This is a genomic window from Kitasatospora humi (assembly GCF_020907985.1).
GTDB lineage: Bacteria > Actinomycetota > Actinomycetes > Streptomycetales > Streptomycetaceae > Kitasatospora > Kitasatospora humi.
In genome coordinates this window covers 59,173-75,920 of the sequence record NZ_JAJJPA010000004.1, presented here as the reverse complement: position 1 = coordinate 75,920, position 16,748 = coordinate 59,173, and the positions used below count along the sequence as shown (strand labels likewise).

16 protein-coding genes and 1 riboswitch are annotated in these 16,748 nt (G+C 73.0%); of the genes, 6 read left to right on the top strand and 10 right to left on the bottom strand.

The window, feature by feature from the left end; genetic code table 11:
• The first annotated feature begins 86 nt into the window (after positions 1 to 86).
• Complete coding sequence (locus LN042_RS06015; protein ID WP_230049157.1) at positions 87 to 1,715, top strand: DNA repair helicase XPB; 1,629 nt, start codon at positions 87 to 89, stop codon at positions 1,713 to 1,715.
• A 9-nt stretch (positions 1,716 to 1,724) separates the two neighbouring features.
• Here LN042_RS06015 and LN042_RS06010 read toward each other — a convergent pair whose 3' ends face one another.
• Positions 1,725 to 1,946, bottom strand: a complete 222-nt coding sequence (locus tag LN042_RS06010) for a hypothetical protein (RefSeq protein WP_230049156.1) — start codon at positions 1,944 to 1,946, stop codon at positions 1,725 to 1,727.
• A 306-nt stretch (positions 1,947 to 2,252) separates the two neighbouring features.
• Here LN042_RS06010 and LN042_RS06005 point away from each other — a divergent pair, with 306 nt between their 5' ends.
• Positions 2,253 to 4,316, top strand: a complete 2,064-nt coding sequence (locus LN042_RS06005; RefSeq protein WP_230049154.1) for a HelD family protein — start codon at positions 2,253 to 2,255, stop codon at positions 4,314 to 4,316.
• A gap of 85 nt (positions 4,317 to 4,401) precedes the next feature.
• Here LN042_RS06005 and LN042_RS06000 read toward each other — a convergent pair whose 3' ends face one another.
• Positions 4,402 to 5,097: a copper homeostasis protein CutC gene (locus LN042_RS06000; RefSeq protein WP_230049152.1), complete on the bottom strand. Its 696-nt coding sequence runs from the start codon at positions 5,095 to 5,097 to the stop codon at positions 4,402 to 4,404.
• 75 nt (positions 5,098 to 5,172) lie between these two features.
• Here LN042_RS06000 and LN042_RS05995 point away from each other — a divergent pair, with 75 nt between their 5' ends.
• Positions 5,173 to 5,832, top strand: coding sequence for an HD domain-containing protein (locus LN042_RS05995; protein ID WP_372495677.1), 660 nt, complete (start codon positions 5,173 to 5,175; stop codon positions 5,830 to 5,832).
• Here LN042_RS05995 and LN042_RS05990 read toward each other — a convergent pair.
• The 5 genes from LN042_RS05990 to thrC all read right to left on the bottom strand — a co-directional run bounded on the left by LN042_RS05990 (position 5,829) and on the right by thrC (position 10,709).
• Positions 5,829 to 6,185, bottom strand: a complete 357-nt coding sequence (locus LN042_RS05990) for a DUF8819 family protein (protein WP_230049150.1) — start codon at positions 6,183 to 6,185, stop codon at positions 5,829 to 5,831. The two genes, LN042_RS05995 and LN042_RS05990, sit on opposite strands and share 4 nt — an antisense overlap.
• A 239-nt stretch (positions 6,186 to 6,424) precedes the next feature.
• On the bottom strand, positions 6,425 to 8,047 hold the full coding sequence (gene groL / locus LN042_RS05985) for a chaperonin GroEL (RefSeq protein WP_141634480.1): 1,623 nt from the start codon (positions 8,045 to 8,047) through the stop codon (positions 6,425 to 6,427).
• A gap of 334 nt (positions 8,048 to 8,381) precedes the next feature.
• Positions 8,382 to 8,588: a cold-shock protein gene (locus tag LN042_RS05980; protein ID WP_230049149.1), complete on the bottom strand. Its 207-nt coding sequence runs from the start codon at positions 8,586 to 8,588 to the stop codon at positions 8,382 to 8,384.
• Positions 8,589 to 9,096: 508 nt separating this feature from the next.
• Positions 9,097 to 9,375, bottom strand: a complete 279-nt coding sequence (locus LN042_RS05975) for a MoaD/ThiS family protein (RefSeq protein WP_230049148.1) — start codon at positions 9,373 to 9,375, stop codon at positions 9,097 to 9,099.
• Positions 9,376 to 9,431: 56 nt separating this feature from the next.
• A complete protein-coding gene (gene thrC / locus LN042_RS05970; RefSeq protein WP_230049147.1) occupies positions 9,432 to 10,709 on the bottom strand; it encodes a threonine synthase in 1,278 nt (425 codons plus the stop codon).
• A 16-nt stretch (positions 10,710 to 10,725) separates the two neighbouring features.
• Positions 10,726 to 10,857, bottom strand: a riboswitch (SAM riboswitch).
• A 172-nt stretch (positions 10,858 to 11,029) separates the two neighbouring features.
• Here thrC and LN042_RS05965 point away from each other — a divergent pair.
• Positions 11,030 to 12,040, top strand: a complete 1,011-nt coding sequence (locus LN042_RS05965) for a glucosyl-3-phosphoglycerate synthase (protein WP_230049146.1) — start codon at positions 11,030 to 11,032, stop codon at positions 12,038 to 12,040.
• Between the two features lie 46 nt (positions 12,041 to 12,086).
• Positions 12,087 to 13,553, top strand: coding sequence for an alpha,alpha-trehalose-phosphate synthase (UDP-forming) (locus LN042_RS05960; RefSeq protein WP_230049145.1), 1,467 nt, complete (start codon positions 12,087 to 12,089; stop codon positions 13,551 to 13,553).
• Between the two features lie 20 nt (positions 13,554 to 13,573).
• On the opposite strand, the gene otsB is transcribed toward LN042_RS05960, so the two are convergent.
• The 3 genes from otsB to LN042_RS05945 form a co-directional block, all read right to left on the bottom strand.
• Positions 13,574 to 14,428: a trehalose-phosphatase gene (otsB, locus tag LN042_RS05955; protein ID WP_230049144.1), complete on the bottom strand. Its 855-nt coding sequence runs from the start codon at positions 14,426 to 14,428 to the stop codon at positions 13,574 to 13,576.
• 126 nt (positions 14,429 to 14,554) lie between these two features.
• Positions 14,555 to 14,782 (bottom strand): DUF3263 domain-containing protein, encoded by a 228-nt coding sequence (locus LN042_RS05950; RefSeq protein ID WP_101381747.1) that lies wholly within the window; start codon positions 14,780 to 14,782, stop codon positions 14,555 to 14,557.
• Between the two features lie 35 nt (positions 14,783 to 14,817).
• Entirely contained in the window at positions 14,818 to 15,609 is a 792-nt protein-coding gene (locus LN042_RS05945; RefSeq protein ID WP_230049143.1) for a DeoR/GlpR family DNA-binding transcription regulator, read from the bottom strand.
• 157 nt (positions 15,610 to 15,766) lie between these two features.
• Between LN042_RS05945 and LN042_RS05940 the strand changes: the two genes are divergently transcribed.
• Positions 15,767 to 16,684: an SIS domain-containing protein gene (locus LN042_RS05940; RefSeq protein WP_230049142.1), complete on the top strand. Its 918-nt coding sequence runs from the start codon at positions 15,767 to 15,769 to the stop codon at positions 16,682 to 16,684.
• The last annotated feature ends 64 nt before the right edge of the window (positions 16,685 to 16,748 follow it).

Below are 16,748 nucleotides of genomic sequence, written 5' to 3'. Positions count from 1 at the left end.
GCGGACCCACTCCGGCGCGGTTCGGCGATGGGGGACACTGGAGGGATGCCCGGCGTCCCCACGCCGTCCCGCGCACGGAGGTATGTGTGTCCTGCCTGATCGTCCAGAGCGACAAGACCCTGCTCCTCGAGATCGACCACCCCATGGCCGCCGACTGCCGGCGGGCGATCGCGCCGTTCGCGGAGTTGGAGCGGGCGCCCGAGCACGTGCACACGTACCGGGTCACGCCGCTGGGCCTGTGGAACGCCAGGGCCGCCGGGCACGACGCGGAGCAGGTGGTGGACGCCCTGGTGACGTACTCGCGCTACCCGGTGCCGCACGCGCTGCTGGTGGACGTGGCCGACACCATGGCGCGGTACGGGCGGCTGCAGTTGCTCAAGCACCCCACCCACGGGCTGGTGCTGACCACCACCGACCGGCCGGTCCTCGAAGAGGTGCTGAAGTCCAAGAAGATCGCGCCGCTGGTCGGGGCCCGGGTGGAGCCGGACACCGTGGTGGTGCACCCCTCGGAGCGCGGGCAGATCAAGCAGGTGCTGCTCAAGCTGGGCTGGCCGGCCGAGGACCACGCGGGCTACGTGGACGGCGAGGCGCACCCGATCCACCTGGAGGAGGACGGCTGGCAGCTGCGGCCGTACCAGAAGCATGCCGTGGAGGGCTTCTGGCACGGCGGCAGCGGCGTCGTGGTGCTGCCCTGCGGAGCCGGGAAGACGCTGGTCGGTGCCGCCGCGATGGCCGAGGCCAAGTCGACCACGCTGATCCTGGTGACCAACACGGTCTCGGCCCGGCAGTGGAAGCACGAGCTGGTGAAGCGCACCTCGCTGACCGAGGACGAGATCGGCGAGTACAGCGGCACCCGGAAGGAGATCCGCCCGGTCACCATCGCCACCTACCAGGTGATGACCACCAAGCGGAAGGGCGTCTACTCGCACCTGGAGCTGTTCGACGCCCGGAACTGGGGCCTGGTGGTCTACGACGAGGTGCACCTGCTGCCCGCGCCGGTCTTCAAGTTCACCGCCGACCTCCAGGCCCGCCGCCGGCTCGGCCTGACCGCGACGCTGGTCCGCGAGGACGGCCGGGAGGGCGACGTGTTCAGCCTCATCGGCCCCAAGCGGTTCGACGCTCCGTGGAAGGAGATCGAGGCGCAGGGCTACATCGCGCCGGCCGACTGCTGCGAGGTCCGGGTCACCCTGAGCGACTCCGAGCGGCTGGCCTATGCCACCGCCGAGCCGGAGGAGCGCTACCGGTTCTGCTCGACCACCGTGACCAAGCGGCGGGTGGTGGAGGCGCTGGTCAAGAAGCACCAGGGCGATCAGACGCTGATCATCGGCCAGTACATCGACCAGCTGGACGAGCTGGGCGAGGTGCTCGGGGCGCCGGTGATCAAGGGCGAGACCAGCAACCTCCAGCGGGAGAAGCTGTTCGACGCCTTCCGCAGCAAGGAGATCAACGTGCTGGTGGTCTCCAAGGTGGCGAACTTCTCGATCGACCTGCCGGAGGCGACGGTGGCGATCCAGGTCTCCGGCACCTTCGGATCGCGCCAGGAGGAGGCCCAGCGGCTCGGCCGGGTGCTGCGCCCCAAGGCGGACGGCCATGCCGCGCACTTCTACTCGGTGGTGGCCCGGGACACCGTGGACCAGGACTTCGCCGCGCACCGGCAGCGGTTCCTGGCCGAGCAGGGGTACGCGTACCGCATCATCGACGCCGACGACGTGTGACCCGAACGGCTAGACGTTGACGCCGTCGGGCCCGAGGAAGACCACGCGCGCGGCGGTGTCCAGCAGGATTCCGACGGCACGCACGGCGCTGCGCAGCGGTCGGTGGTGGTGCGGCCGGCCCAGCTGGGTGGCGCCGGCTGGTCGCTCGGAGGCGAGCAGGGACTCGGTACTGGTGCGCGCCCGGGGGGTGCCGGCCACTGCCGGGTGCGCCGTCAAGTGAACGGTGCTCATGTCTTCCACGGTAGTTTTCCGGCTCCGCGGGCACATCAGCCGAAAGGCCGCAACCGGGGGACCGGCGTCGTCCGCCAGGCGTACGGCTCCCCTACGGCGGGCGTACGGCGACCCCGAGGGGCGGCGCGCAAATCGGGTGGCCCGTGGTGCCGCCGCGGGTCTAAGCTGTCCGGTCTGCCCCCTCCCGATCAGCGGCGCCGTGCCCGGCTGCCCTGGGGAGGCCCTGGCCGCTCGGCAACCGGCCAGGCTCACCGTGAGCTACGACGAGACCGCCGTGCCCGATCGGCGCGGCCGGGAAGGTTCGCTGTGCATTCCGCCGCCCCCACCACCACCGAATCCGCCGACCCGTTGCAGCGGGAGCGGGACCACCTGGCGTCGTCCAGGGCCGCCCTGCGCGCGATGCGCGAGGACGCCGAGCAGCTGGACATCTCGGACGTGGCCGGCACCTGGGTCACCCAGCAGGTGCTGCGCGACCAGATCCAGCGCCGGATCGCCGCCCTGGCCGACCTGGCGGACACCCCGCTGTTCTTCGGCCGCCTGGACTTCCTGCACGCCATCGGCGAGGACGAGTCCGAAGGGGCGGGAGGCGCCCAGTTCTACATCGGCCGCCGGCACGTGCACGATGCCGAGGGCGACCCGATGGTGATCGACTGGCGGGCACCGGTCTCCCAGACCTTCTACCAGGCCAGCCGCAAGGACCCGATGGACATCGCCAAGCGGCGGCGGTTCGGCTACACCGGCGGCGAACTGACGGCCTACGAGGACGAGAACCTGAGCGACCCGGCCGAGATCGAGCAGGCCTCGGCGCTGCTCGCGGCCGAGATCGAGAAGCCCCGCGTCGGCCCGATGCGCGACATCGTGGCCACCATCCAGCCCGAGCAGGACGAGATCGTCCGCGCCGACGTGAGCGGCACGGTCTGCGTGCAGGGCGCCCCGGGCACCGGGAAGACCGCCGTCGGCCTGCACCGCGTGGCGTACCTGCTCTACGCGCACCGGGAGCGGCTGGCCAAGGCCGGCACCCTGGTGATCGGGCCGAACAGCTCGTTCCTCTCCTACATCGAGCAGGTGCTGCCCGCGCTGGGCGAGTTGGACGTGGCGCAGGCCACCGTGCAGCAGCTGGTGGCACACGTCGAGGTGCGGGCCCAGGACACCCCCGAGGCCGCCGTGATCAAGGGCGACGCACGGATGGCCGAGGTGCTGCGCCGCGCCGTGCGGGACGGCATCACGCTGCCCACCGAGCCCTGCGTGGTGGTCCGCGGCTCCCGGCGCTGGCGCGTTCCGGCCTACGAACTGACCGAGATCATCCAGGAGTTGGCCGGCCGGGAGATCCGCTACGGCGCCGCGATGGCGGCGCTGCCGCAGCGGATCGCGCACACCGTGCTGCTCAAGATGGAGCAGGGCGGCGAGGCCCCGGACGACCGGGTGCAGGACGCGGTGGCCCGCTGCCGCGAGGTCAAGGCGGTGGTGAAGGCCTGCTGGCCGGCGGTGGACCCGGCCAAGCTGGTGCTGCGGCTGCTGGGCGACGCGGAGTTCCTGGCGCGCTGCGCCGAGGGCATCCTCGACCCCGAGGAGCAGGCGGCGATCCTGTGGCCCAAGCCGGGCCGGTCGGTGAAGACCGCGCCCTGGACGGCCGCCGACGCGGTCCTGGTGGACGAGGCCACCGACCTGGTGCAGCGCACCCCCTCGCTCGGCCACGTGGTGCTGGACGAGGCGCAGGACCTCTCGCCGATGCAGTACCGCGCGGTCGGCCGCCGCTGCACCACCGGCTCGGCCACCGTGCTCGGCGACCTGGCGCAGGGCACCACCCCGTGGGCGACGGCGAGTTGGGCGGAGGCGCTGCGGCACCTGGGCAAGGACGGCGCCCATGTCGAGGAGCTGACCACCGGCTTCCGGGTGCCCGAGCAGGTGATCTCCTACGCGTCCCGGCTGCTGCCGTCGATCGCGCCGGGCCTGGCGCCGGCCACCTCGATCCGCACCGGCCAGGACACCCTGACGATCCGCCAGGTCGGGGAGGGTCTGACCGAGGCGGTGCTGGCGGCCTGCCGGGAGGCGCTGGCCCGGGAGGGCTCCACCGGCCTGATCGCGGCGGACGACCGGCTGCCGGCCCTGGAGGCGGCGCTGCGCGAGGCGGGGATGCCGTTCCTCACCCCGGGCGCCGAGACCACCGCCGAGGTCCGGCTCACCCTGGTGCCGGCCTCGCTGGCCAAGGGTCTGGAGTACGACTACGTGGTGCTGGACGAGCCGGCCGCGGTGGTGGCCGGGGAGCCGGACCGGCGCACCGGGCTGCGCCGGCTCTACGTGGCGCTGACCCGTGCGGTCTCGGGGCTGACGGTGCTGCACGCCGAGCCGCTCCCGGCCGAACTGGGCTGAGTCGAAAGCGCGTCCGGACAGCGGCAGGTCCCGACGGCGAGCCGGTCGGCTCGCCGTCAGGGGTCCGCGTGCGGTCCACTCGCCGTCAGGGCCGCGTCCGGTCGATCAGCCCGCGCCAGCGCGCGACCTTGGCCGCCTCGACGCCGCCGGCCCAGCCGTCGGTGCGCACCGCCCCGCCGACGTGGAAGGCGTCGAAGCCCTCGGCGAGCAGCCCGGGCAGGTGCTCCTCGCGCAGGCCGCCGCCGATCAGCATCCGCTGGCGGTAGCCGGGCTCCCCCGCCCTGGCCAGCTCGCCGCGGAGCACCTCGCGGCCGGCGTCCACCCCGGCGGCGGCGCCCGAGGTGAGGAAGGTGTCCAGGCCGGGCAGTTCGCCGACCGCGGCCCGTACGGCGGCCCGGTCGGCGCTGTGGTCGATCGCCCGGTGGAAGGTCCAGCGGCAGCCGGCCACGGCCGCGGCGACGGCTCGGACGGCGGGCAGGTCGACCGCGCCGTCCGGAGTCAGGAAGCCGAGCACGAACTCCTCGGCGCCCTCGGCCCGCAGCGCGGCGGCCCGCTCGCCCAGCCCGTCCAGGTCGCCGGGGGTGAAGCCGTCGCGGATCCGCAGCATCACCCGCAGCGGGAGGTCCACGGCCGCCCGGACCGCGGCGAAGTCGGCCACCGCCGGGCTGAGTCCGTCGGCGGCCATGTCGGCGACCAGTTCGAGGCGGTCGGCGCCGCCGGACTGCGCGGCCCGGGCGTCTGCCGCGGTCAGCGCGATGACTTCGAGCATTGGTCTAGACATGTCGGCCAGCCTGCCACACCACCGGCGCCGCCCGCGAGCCCCCGGCGGGTGACAACGGCTCCGGCGGCACCCAGAATGACCGCCATGCCGACAGACCCGCACCCCGCCGCCGATGCGCTGCTCGCCCGCTGGTGCAGCGTGCTCAGCCGCGCCGGCGCCACCGCCGAGCCCGCGCCGCACGGCCGCAAGCTGCTCGACTGCTGGGCCGAACCGCAGCGCCGCTACCACACCACCGACCACCTGCTGGCGGTCCTCGACCAGGTGGACGCCCTCGCCGGCCACGCCGCCGACCCGGACGCAGTGCGGCTGGCCGCCTGGTTCCACGACGCCGTCTACCGCCCGGACCGCTCCGAGAACGAGGAGCGCAGCGCCGCCCTCGCCGCAAGGGCGCTGCGCGCGCTCGGCGTGCCCGAGGAGCTCGTCGCCGAGGTGACCCGGCTCGTCCTGCTGACCGTCACCCACCACCCCGAGCCCGGCGACCGCAACGGCGAGGTGCTCTGCGACGCCGACCTGGCGGTGCTGGGCGGCACCCCGGAGCGCTACGCGGCCTATGCGGCGGCGGTCCGCGCCGAATACGCGTTCGTGCCCGAGGAGCCGTTCCGGGCGGGCCGGGCGGCGATCCTGCGGCAGCTGCTCGCCCTGCCCGCGCTCTACCGCACCCCGGCCGCCCGGGAGCGGTTCGACTCGGCGGCCCGCGCCAACCTGGCGGCCGAGCTCGCCACCCTGGAGCCCTAGAGCGACCCCACCGGGGCCACCACCACACCCCGCTTGCCGCACACCCAGTGCGGATCCGGCCCCAACTCCGGCTCCACGCCGAGCGCGTGCAGATCGCCGTCGGCCGCCTGGCAGTCCAGGCAGATCGGCCACCGGCCGTACTGCTCCAGCAGCGCGTCCTGGACGTCCTGCGCCACCAGCCCGAGCACGAACTCGCTGCCCTGCGGCCACTGCTCCAGCCACCAACGCCGGTGGGTGACCGCGTCCTCCACGATCGAGACCACCGCCGCGTCCGCCACCTCCCGGGCGGAGAGGTCGGCCAGGATCGCGGCGCGGGCGGCGTGCAGGGCGGCTTCGAGATCAGGGGTGGTCATGCGGTCATTTTCGCGCAGCCGACTTGGCGATCGGGAATCGATCCGTCGGCAACTCGATGCCGAAGGGCTCGGGCACATGGACCGGCTGTCCGTACTGGCCGTCGGAGGTACCGGAACCGTCCACGCACCCAGCCTCCCCCGAACGGGTGAGCGTTGCCGGGAACGCCGCGAGGGCGGCCTCCCCTCTCGGGGAGACCGCCCTCGCGAAGCGATCAGAACGACCGATCCTCGACGGAGGATCAGAAGTCCATGTCACCGCCCGGCATGCCGCCGCCGGCCGGCGCGGCGGCCTTCTCCGGCTTGTCGGCGATGACGGCCTCGGTGGTGAGGAAGAGCGCCGCGATGGAGGCGGCGTTCTGCAGCGCCGAGCGGGTGACCTTGGCCGGGTCGATGATGCCCTCGGCGACCAGGTCGACGTACTCGTTGGTGGCGGCGTTCAGGCCGTGGCCCGCGGGGAGGTTGCGGACCTTCTCCACCACGACGCCGCCCTCGAGGCCGGCGTTGGTGGCGATCTGCTTGATCGGGGCCTCCAGCGCGACCTTCACGATGTTGGCACCGGTGGCCTCGTCGCCGTCCAGCTCCAGCTTGTCGAACGCGACACCGGCCTGCAGCAGGGCCACGCCACCACCGGCGACGATGCCCTCCTCGACGGCCGCCTTGGCGTTGCGCACGGCGTCCTCGATGCGGTGCTTGCGCTCCTTGAGCTCGACCTCGGTGGCCGCGCCGGCCTTGATGACGGCCACGCCGCCGGCCAGCTTGGCGAGGCGCTCCTGGAGCTTCTCGCGGTCGTAGTCCGAGTCGCTGTTCTCGATCTCGGCGCGGATCTGGTTCACGCGGCCGGCGACCTGGTCGCTGTCGCCGCCACCGTCGACGATGGTGGTCTCGTCCTTGGTGATGACCACCTTGCGGGCGGTGCCCAGCAGGTCGAGACCGGCGTTCTCCAGCTTGAGGCCGACCTCCTCGGAGATCACGGTGCCGCCGGTGAGGATGGCGATGTCGCCCAGCATGGCCTTGCGGCGGTCGCCGAAGCCCGGGGCCTTGACGGCGACGGACTTGAAGGTGCCGCGGATCTTGTTGACCACCAGGGTCGACAGGGCCTCGCCCTCGACGTCCTCGGCGATGATCAGCAGCGGCTTGCCGGACTGCATGACCTTCTCCAGCAGCGGGAGCAGGTCCTTGACCGAGCCGATCTTGGAGTTGGCGATCAGGATGTACGGGTCGTCGAACGACGCCTCCATCCGCTCCAGGTCGGTGGCGAAGTAGGCGGAGATGTAGCCCTTGTCGAAGCGCATGCCCTCGGTGAGCTCGAGCTCCAGGCCGAAGGTGTTGCTCTCCTCGACGGTGATGACGCCTTCCTTGCCGACCTTGTCCATGGCCTCGGCGATCAGCTCGCCGATCTGGGTGTCGGCGGCGGAGATCGAGGCGGTCGCGGCGATCTGCTCCTTGGTCTCGACGTTGCGGGCCTGGGCCAGCAGCTGGTCGGAGACGGCGGCGACGGCCTTCTCGATGCCGCGCTTCAGGGCCATCGGGTTGGCGCCGGCGGCGACGTTGCGCAGACCCTCGCGAACCAGGGCCTGGGCCAGCACGGTGGCGGTGGTGGTGCCGTCACCCGCGACGTCGTCGGTCTTCTTGGCGACCTCCTTGACGAGCTCCGCGCCGATCTTCTCGTAGGGGTCCTCGAGCTCGATCTCCTTGGCGATGGAGACACCGTCGTTGGTGATCGTGGGGGCGCCCCACTTCTTCTCAAGGACGACGTTGCGGCCCTTGGGGCCCAGCGTCACCTTGACGGCGTCGGCAAGCTGGTTCATGCCGCGCTCAAGGCCGCGGCGAGCTTCCTCGTCAAACGCGATGATCTTGGCCATCGGAAGTGGTCCTCCAGGACACGGTCGACTGCTCGGACCAGAGGTGCCCGCGACGGACGGCCTGGAGCGCGGGGGTCCTGTCCCCTGCCGCACCCCGAGCCTCACCGACCCGGTCCGTTTGTCACTCTCAAGCTGCGAGTGCTAACGCCAATGATTAGCACTCTGGGGTGGTGAGTGCAAGCTCCTTCGCAGTGGACGGCGCGCGGCGGACGCACCGCGCGACGACGACAAGCGGCCGAGCCCGCGTCCGGCTCCCGTACGGGAAGTCGGACGCGGGCTCGGCCGCTTCGGTCCACCAGCTCGGTGCGAGCCGAGACTCCGAGGCTCGGAAGGGTCAGCCCTGAGCAGCGCGAACCATGTCCGCCTGCGGGCCCTTCTGTCCCTGGGAGATCTCGAACTCGACCCGCTGGCCCTCCTCGAGGGTGCGGTAGCCGTCCATCTGGATCGCGCTGTAGTGGACGAACACGTCCGCACCACCGTCGACCGCGATGAAGCCGTAGCCCTTCTCCGCGTTGAACCACTTGACGGTGCCCTGAGCCATTCCGAACTCCCCTAGTGCTGTGCTGGCCCTTCACGGGTCCGCAGGTCGCGGACCCGGGTCTGGCGGACCATGCCGAAGGTGTCCCCCCGGGGCGTGGCCCTGCATGCCGCAGCGACCCACGCCAGGGCGCCAGTTGGCGACCTGGGCGGGCAAATGCGTCGACCGCGGCTGAATGTATCCGGAGCAGTGCCCTGAGCAACAGGGTCACCGGACGCCAATTCGACCGCCGCGCCAAGGGACAGCTGGGGAGGAATGCGACAGAGGCCGCAATTCGCATGGGACATAGCGGACTTAAACCACGAATTGCTCGAAGAATTCTGACGCGTCCCGAGCACGATTCCAGTGGCACCTCGGCAGTTGCGTCTCAGCGACCAAGACGCCCGGACCGCCGCCGGCACGGACAGCCTATGCCCTGCCATCACCTGCCGCGGACCACCCCCGGGCAGGACGCGGGGCGCCGTGCGGCCCGCCATGACCGCACGACGCCCCGCCGGGCCCTGATGGGCCGTCAGCAGCCGCCCGCCACCGCCGGGATGATCGAGATGCCGGCGCCACCCGGGATCTCGGTCGCCAGGCCGTCGGCGAACCGCACGTCGTCGTCGTTCACGTAGACGTTGACGAACCGGCGCAACTTGCCGGTGTCGTCCAGGAGTCGGGCGCCGATGCCGGTGTGGTTGCGGTCCAGGTCGGCGATCACCTCGGCCAGGGTGGCACCTTCGGCGGTCACCTCGGACCGGCCGTCGGTGTAGGTGCGCAGGATGGTGGGAATGCGGACGGTGGCGCTCATGGGGGTACTCCTCGTTCGGGCGTTCGGGCGGTTCTCGGTGGGGGACCCGGGCGGACTCAGCCCAGGCCGGCGGCCCGGAACGACTCCAGGCTCGGCCGGATCACCGCGGTCAGGCCGGCCCCTGCCGCCGCGTCCAGCGTCTTGAGGCCGTCGCCGGTGTTGATGGCCACGGTCTCCCTGCTCGGGTCCAGCTGTCCGCTCTCGACCAACTTCTTGAGCACGCCGATGGTCACGCCGCCGGCGGTCTCGGCGAAGATGCCCTCGGTGCGGGCCAGCAGGCCGATCGCCTCGACCACCTCGGCGTCCGTGACGTCCTCCACCGCGCCGCCGGTGCGCCGGGCGATGTCCAGCACGTAGGGGCCGTCCGCCGGGTTGCCGATCGCCAGCGACTTGGCGATGGTGTCCGGCTTGACCGGGCGGATCACGTCCCGACCGGCCTTGAACGCCTCGGCCACCGGGGAGCAGCCGGTCGCCTGGGCACCGAAGATCCGGTACGGCCGGTCCTCGACCAGCCCGAGCCGGATCAGCTCCCGCAGCCCCTTGTCGATCTTGGTGAGTTGGGAGCCGGAGGCGATCGGGACCACGATCTGCTCCGGCAGCCGCCAGCCGAGCTGCTCGCAGATCTCGAAGGCCAGCGTCTTGGAGCCCTCGCCGTAGTACGGCCGCAGGTTGACGTTGACGAAGCCCCAGCCCTCGCCGGCCGGATCGCCGATCAGTTCGGAGCAGAACCGGTTCACGTCGTCGTAGTTGCCCTCGATGCCGACCAGGTCGCCGCCGTAGACCGCGGCCATGACGATCTTGGCGTGCTCCAGGTCGTGCGGGATGAAGACGCAGGAGCGCAGGCCGGCCCGGGCCGCCGCGGCGCCCACCGCGCCGGCCAGGTTGCCGGTGGAGGAGCAGGACAGGGTGGTGAAGTCGAAGGCCCGGGCCGCCTCGACGGCGCAGGCCACCACCCGGTCCTTGAACGAGTGGGTGGGGTTGCCGGAATCGTCCTTGACGTGCAGCCGGCCGGTGAACCCGAGCTCCCTGCCGAGCCGGTCCGCCGCGACCAGCGGGGTCCACCCGGGGTTGAGGTTGGGTCGGCTCGCCACCTCGGCCGGCACCGGGAGCAGCGGCGCGTAGCGCCAGATCGAGGCCGGACCGGCCTCGATCCGGGCCCGCAGCCCAGCGGTGTCGTAGCCGCTGTAGTCGTAGGCGATCTCCAGCGGGCCGAAACACTCCAAACAGGCGAAGCTGGGACCGAGCGGGAACTCGGTGCCGCACTCCCGGCAGGACAGGGCGGCGGCGGGGCCGAGGTCAACGGTGGACGTTGCGGCAGGGGCAGCGGTAGCCATGGCGGCGAGGCCTCTCTCCTCATCTTCCCCGTGACGCGGTCGCGCCCGGGCCGGAATTGGCACCTGTCCCGCCGGGGCCTGCTACAGGCCGGTCGAGAAGGTTGCCGGGACGTCAACGGGCCGTTCCCTCAGTCCCTCTGGATGAGCTCTGTGAAGTTGTCACCGGCACCCGAAAGGCATGCGGGAGCCGACGTTTCCCGGCGGTCCACCCCGGTGTGCGAAGGTCTGACCGCAGTACGAAGACTGTATCCGAAGGCAGCAGAGCCGAAAGGGACCGTCCGCACCGCGAGACGGTTCGGACCACTTCAGAGGAGCGAGATTTGCCAGCCGAGCAGAGCCCCGCGCTACTCCCGGAGGCGGCCAGCTGGTTGCGCCGCCGGTCCTGGACCGCGGCCGACCGGCCGGTCCCGCGGTTACTGGCCGCCAAGGAGGCGGCCGGGGCGGCCGGCACGGTCAGCGTGGTGCTGCCGGCGCTCGACGAGGAGTCCACGGTCGGCGGGATCGTCGAGGTGGTCCGCCGCGAACTGATGGAACGGATACCGCTGGTGGACGAGCTGGTGGTGGTCGACTCCGGCTCGGTGGACCGCACCGCCGAGGTGGCCGCGGCCGCCGGCGCCCGGGTGGTGCACCGGGACGCGATCCTGCCCCGGCTGCCGGCCGTGCCCGGCAAGGGCGAGGTGCTGTGGCGGTCGCTGCTGGTGACCAGCGGGGCGATCGTCTGCTTCATCGACGCCGACCTGCGCGAGTTCGACCCGGCGTTCGTCTCCGGGATCGTCGGCCCGCTGCTCACCGATCCCGGGATCCAGCTGGTCAAGGCGATGTACGACCGCCCCCTGGAGGCGGATGGCGCGGTGGTCCCGGCCGGCGGCGGCCGGGTGACCGAACTGGTCGCCAGACCCCTGCTCAACCTGCACTGGCCGCAGTTGGCCGGCTTCGTGCAGCCCCTCGGCGGCGAGTACGCGGCCCGCCGCACGCTGCTGGAGCGGCTGCACTTCCCGACCGGCTACGGGGTGGAGCTGGGCCTGCTGGTCGACGCCCTGGAGCTGGTCGGGCTGGACGCGCTGGCCCAGGTGGACGTCGGGGTGCGCCACCACCGCCACCAGGACAGCCAAGCACTGGGCCGGATGGCCGCCACCATCTACCGCACCGCCCTGGAGCGGCTGGACCGCACCCACCGGCTCAAGGCCACCGACGACCTGGCCCGCCCCGTCCTCACCCAGTTCTCGCGGGACCCGGTGAGCCGGGAGTTCACCGCGCACGACCACCCGGTGACGGCCCTGGAGCGGCCCCCGGTGATCGAGCTGCCGGAGTACCGGGACCGGCAGATGTGACGAAAGCCCTGGTTTGCCACCCCGCGCCCCCGGCAAGGTTGCCGGTATGGCCGAGCAAACGACCGCACGCGTCCTGGTCGCTTCCAACCGCGGCCCGGTCACCTTCCGCCTCGCCGCGGACGGCACCCTGACGGCCCACCGCGGTGGCGGCGGTCTGGTGTCCGGGCTGTCCGCGATCGACGACCCGCACGCGGTCTGGGTCTGCGCGGCGCTCGGCGAGGCGGACCGGGCAGCCGCCCGGCAGGCCCCGCGGGGACGCCTGGACCTGGCCGGGTTCGACGTCGGCCGACAGGCCGTCCGGATGCTGGACATCGACCCGGTGGTCTTCGACCAGGCGTACAACGGGGTGGCCAACTCCACCCTCTGGTTCCTGCACCACCAGCTCTACAACACCCCTACCGCCCCGGTCTTCGACCAGACCGCGGCCGAGCAGTGGACCGGCTTCCGGGCGTACAACGAGGCCTTCGCCGCGGCGCTGGCCGCCGAGGCCGCCCCGGGCGCGGCGGTGCTGGTGCAGGACTACCACCTCACCCTGGTGCCGGCGCTGCTCCGGGAACGCCGCCCCGACCTGCGGATCGGCTACTTCCTGCACACGCCCTGGGCGTCGCCCGACTACTTCCGGCTGCTGCCGGACGAGTCGGCCGTCGCGGTGCTGACCGGGGTGCTGGGCGCGGACCGGGCCGGCTTCCACACCCGGCGCTGGGCCGAGGCGTTCGCCGACTGCTGCGAGCGGGTGCTGGGCGCGGCCGTGGACCGGGCGGCGCTGGCCGTGACGTTCCAGGGCCGCACCACGCGGCTCGGCGTGCACGCCCTGGGCGCCGACGGGGAGTTCCTGCGCGACCGGGCGCACCGGGCGGACGTCGACGACCGGCTGGCGGCGCTGCGGGCCGCCGTCGGCCACGACGGGCCGGATCCGCGGCGGACCATCGTCCGGGTGGACCGCACCGAACTCAGCAAGAACATCGTGCGCGGCCTGCAGGCCTACCGGCACCTGCTGCGCACCCGCCCCGAGTGGCACGGCAGGGTGGTGCACATCGCCTTCGCCTACCCGTCCCGGCAGGACCTGGCCGAGTACCGCGACTACACCGCGACCGTGCGGCGGGTCAGCGACGAGATCAACGCCGAGTTCGGCACCGCCGCCTGGCAGCCGCTGGTGCTCCAGGTCGAGGACGACTTCGCCCGCTCGCTGGCCGCCTACCGGCTGGCCGACGTGGCGCTGGTCAACCCGATCCGGGACGGCATGAACCTGGTCGCCAAGGAGGTGCCGGTGGTCTCCGAGGAGGGCTGCGCGCTGGTGCTCTCCCGGGAGGCGGGCGCCTGGGCCGAGCTGGCCGAGGACGCGCTCGGGATCAACCCCTACGACGTGGTGGGCACCGCCGACGCGCTGCACCGGGCGCTGGTCATGCCCGCCGCCGAGCGCACCGAGCGCACCAAGCGGCTGGCGGCGGCGGCCACCGCGCTCCCGCCGCAGCAGTGGTTCCTCGACCAGCTGGCCGACCTGACCGCCGCCTGAAGGCTGCCCCCGGCAGCGGCTCAGCGGTGCGGCGCGAGCTCCTCGCCCAGCCGCTCCAGCAGCTCCACCACCCCGCCGGGCCCCGGCACCACCAGGTCGGCCCGGTCGGCCACCTCGCGCACGGGCGGCTCGCCGGTCACCGGGCCGCTGGCCACCAGCAGTCCGGGCAGCCCGTCGGCCCGCAGCCGGTCGACCGCGTCGAAGGCGGCCAGGTCGCCCAGGTCGTCGCCGGCGTAGAGCACCGCACCCGCGCCGCGTTCGCGCACCAGGGCGGTGAGCGCGGCGCCCTTGTCCACGCCGGGCGGGCGCAGCTCGATGACCATCCGGCCCGGCTCCACCGCCAGCCCGTGCGCGGCGGCCAGGTCGGCGAGCGGGGTGCGCAGCCGGGCCAGCACGGCGTCCGGGTCGGCGGTGCGCCGGGTGTGCACGGCCAGCGAGCGCTCCTTGTCCTCCACCACCGTTCCTTCGGGGGCGCCCAGGTCGGCCAGCAGCGCGGGCAGTTCGGCCCGGACGGCGGCCACCCCGGGGTGGATCGCGGGTGCGGTCAGCTGCCGGGTCGTGGAGTCCCAGCGCTCGGCGCCGTAGTGGCCGAGCACCACCAGCGGGGCCGGCCCCGGGGTGTCGGCGAAGCCGCCGAGCCGCACCGCGGCCGGCGCCGGGCGGCCGGTGATCACCGCCACGGTGCCGACCCGGCCGGACAGCCGGGCCAGGGCGCCGGCCGCGCCCGGGTGCGCGAAGGCCTGTTCGGGGTCGGCGACGATCGGGGAGAGGGTGCCGTCGAAGTCGAGGGCGAGCAGCGCTAGCCGGGGCTCGGCCAGCAGCGCGGCCAGGCCCGCGCGGCCGGCGGGGGTGGTCGGTTCCAGCAAGGTGCCCATGGCCGCCAACCTACCCAGCCGGCGCCTGCTCAACGCTGCGACATCCGACACCCCGGGATTCGAGCCGCGTTCACCGCCGCGCGTTCACCGCCGCGTGTTCACCGCCGCGCGTTCACCGCCGCGCGTTCACCGCTCGGCGCGGCGGGCTTCCCGGATCCGCCGCAGCCGGTTGACCAGCACCGGGGCGTGGGCGAGCGCCTCCGGCCGGTCCAGCAGGCCGTTGAGCAGCTGGTAGTAGCGGGTGGCGGAGATGCCGAGCTCCTCGCGGACGGCCTGCTCCTTGGCGCCCTGGGTGCGCCAGGGGCGCGCCTCCAGAGCCAGCACCGCGCGGTCGCGGTCGGTGAGCTCGGTCATGCGGCCCATTATCCCGGGCTGCGGGGACCCGGGTCTCAGACCGTGAGCACCCGGATCCCGGCCTCCGCGAAGCCGACCACCACCGCCTCGGGCGCCGCCGTGTCGGTGACCAGGGTGTCGATCGCCTCCAGGCCGCAGATCCGGGCGAAGGCGCGCCGGCCCAGCTTGGAGGAGTCGGCGGCGACCACCACCCGGCGCGCCCGCTCGGCGAGCAGCCGGTTGACGCTGGCCTCGCCCTCGTGGTGCGCGGTCGCGCCGGCCTCGACGTCCAGCGCGTCCACGCCCAACACCGTGACGTCCATGGTGAGTTCACCCAGCACACTGGCGGCCAGCGGGCCGATCAGCTCGTAGGACTGCGGGCGGGCCACCCCGCCGGTGACCACGATCTTCACGGCCGGGCGGACCGTCAACTCATTGGCGATGTTCAGGGCGTTGGTCACCACGGTGAGCGACTGCCCGCCGGTTTCCGGCCGTTCGGCCGGCTCCGGGCGGACGGCGAGGGCCCGGGCCACCTCGGTGGTGGTGGTGCCGCCGTTCAGCCCGACCACCTCCCCCGGGTCGATCAGCGCCGCCACCGCCTGCCCGATCCGCTGCTTGGCGCCCGCGTGCCGGGCGGTCTTGTAGCGCAGCGGCAGGTCGTAGGAGACGTTGTGGGCCACCGCGCCGCCCCTGGTCCGGGTGACCATCTGCTGGCGGGCCAGCTGGTCCAGGTCGCGGCGGATGGTGGCGGCCGAGACGCCCAGCGCCGTGGCCGCCTCCTCGACCTCCAACCTGCCGTGCTCGGCGAGGAGTTCGAGGAGACCGTTCCATCGCTCGTATCGGGACACGCCGCGCCTTCCAAAGCCGATCGACCACCGCTGTCCGGACAGCGTCGCACAGTGCCGTTCGCTGCCGCAGTGCCGATCCGCAGTTGCCGAACCTATTGCGCATTCCTGATCGAAACGGCTATAAAACAAGCACGTTCACGCAGAGGGAAGGAACGCCATGAGCTCACTGACCGCCCAGGAGCTGGCCACCCAGCCGGCCGTCTGGCGCCGGGCCGCCGCGCTCGCCGAGCCGTCCGACACCGCGCTGCCGCAGCCCGGCGAGCGGGTGGCGGTGGTCGGCTGCGGCACCTCCTGGTTCATGGCGCAGGCCTATGCCGCGCTGCGCGAGGCCGCCGGCCAGGGCGAGACCGACGCCTTCGCGGCCTCCGAGTTCCGTTATGCCCGGCAGTACGACCGGGTGCTCACGATCAGCCGGTCCGGCACCACCACGGAGGTGCTGGCCCTGCTCGACCGGTTGTCCGGCCGGATCCCGACCAGCGCGCTGACCGCCGACCCGACCACCCCGATCAAGCAGGCCGCCGACCGGCTGGTGGTGCTGGACTTCGCCGACGAGCAGTCGGTGGTGCAGACCCGGTTCGCCACCAGCGCGCTGGCCCTGCTGCGGGCCCACCTGGAGCTGCACGGCGAGCTTCCGACCGGCGTGCACCCGGTGGCCCGGGCCGCCGACGACGCCGAGCGGGCGATCGCCGAGCCGCTGCCCGAGGGCCTGCTGACGGCCGAACAGATCAGCTTCCTGGGCACCGACTGGACCAACGGGCTGGCCCTGGAGGCCGGTCTGAAGATGCGCGAGGCGGCCCGCTTCTGGACCGAGTCCTACCCGGCCATGGAGTACCGGCACGGCCCGATCGCCATCGCCGCTCCCGGCCGCGCGGTCTGGGTGTTCGGCGGCCTGCCGGACGGCCTGGACGCCCAGATCGCCCGGACCGGCGCCCTGCTGGTGACCGACTCGGCCGCGCCGGGCATGGACCCGATGGCCGACCTGGTCCGGGTGCACCGGCTGGCGGTCGCCCTGGCCGAGGCCCGGGGCCTGGACCCGGACCGCCCGCAGGCACTGACCCGGTCGGTGATGCTCTGACCGGCGCCCACCAGGGCCGGGCCGGACCAATCCGACCACTGGACTAGACCTCTTCTGCCCGGAC

Coding starts and splice junctions, on each gene's coding strand:
- LN042_RS05995 (WP_372495677.1), top strand. CDS start 5,173: ATGACCGCCATGCCGACAGACCCGCACCCCGCCGCCGATGCGCTGCTC.
- LN042_RS06010 (WP_230049156.1), bottom strand. CDS start 1,946: ATGAGCACCGTTCACTTGACGGCGCACCCGGCAGTGGCCGGCACCCCC.
- LN042_RS05960 (WP_230049145.1), top strand. CDS start 12,087: ATGGCCGAGCAAACGACCGCACGCGTCCTGGTCGCTTCCAACCGCGGC.
- LN042_RS05940 (WP_230049142.1), top strand. CDS start 15,767: ATGAGCTCACTGACCGCCCAGGAGCTGGCCACCCAGCCGGCCGTCTGG.
- LN042_RS05950 (WP_101381747.1), bottom strand. CDS start 14,782: ATGACCGAGCTCACCGACCGCGACCGCGCGGTGCTGGCTCTGGAGGCG.
- thrC (WP_230049147.1), bottom strand. CDS start 10,709: ATGGCTACCGCTGCCCCTGCCGCAACGTCCACCGTTGACCTCGGCCCC.
- groL (WP_141634480.1), bottom strand. CDS start 8,047: ATGGCCAAGATCATCGCGTTTGACGAGGAAGCTCGCCGCGGCCTTGAG.
- LN042_RS05990 (WP_230049150.1), bottom strand. CDS start 6,185: ATGACCACCCCTGATCTCGAAGCCGCCCTGCACGCCGCCCGCGCCGCG.
- LN042_RS05980 (WP_230049149.1), bottom strand. CDS start 8,588: ATGGCTCAGGGCACCGTCAAGTGGTTCAACGCGGAGAAGGGCTACGGC.
- LN042_RS05975 (WP_230049148.1), bottom strand. CDS start 9,375: ATGAGCGCCACCGTCCGCATTCCCACCATCCTGCGCACCTACACCGAC.
- LN042_RS06000 (WP_230049152.1), bottom strand. CDS start 5,097: ATGTCTAGACCAATGCTCGAAGTCATCGCGCTGACCGCGGCAGACGCC.
- otsB (WP_230049144.1), bottom strand. CDS start 14,428: ATGGGCACCTTGCTGGAACCGACCACCCCCGCCGGCCGCGCGGGCCTG.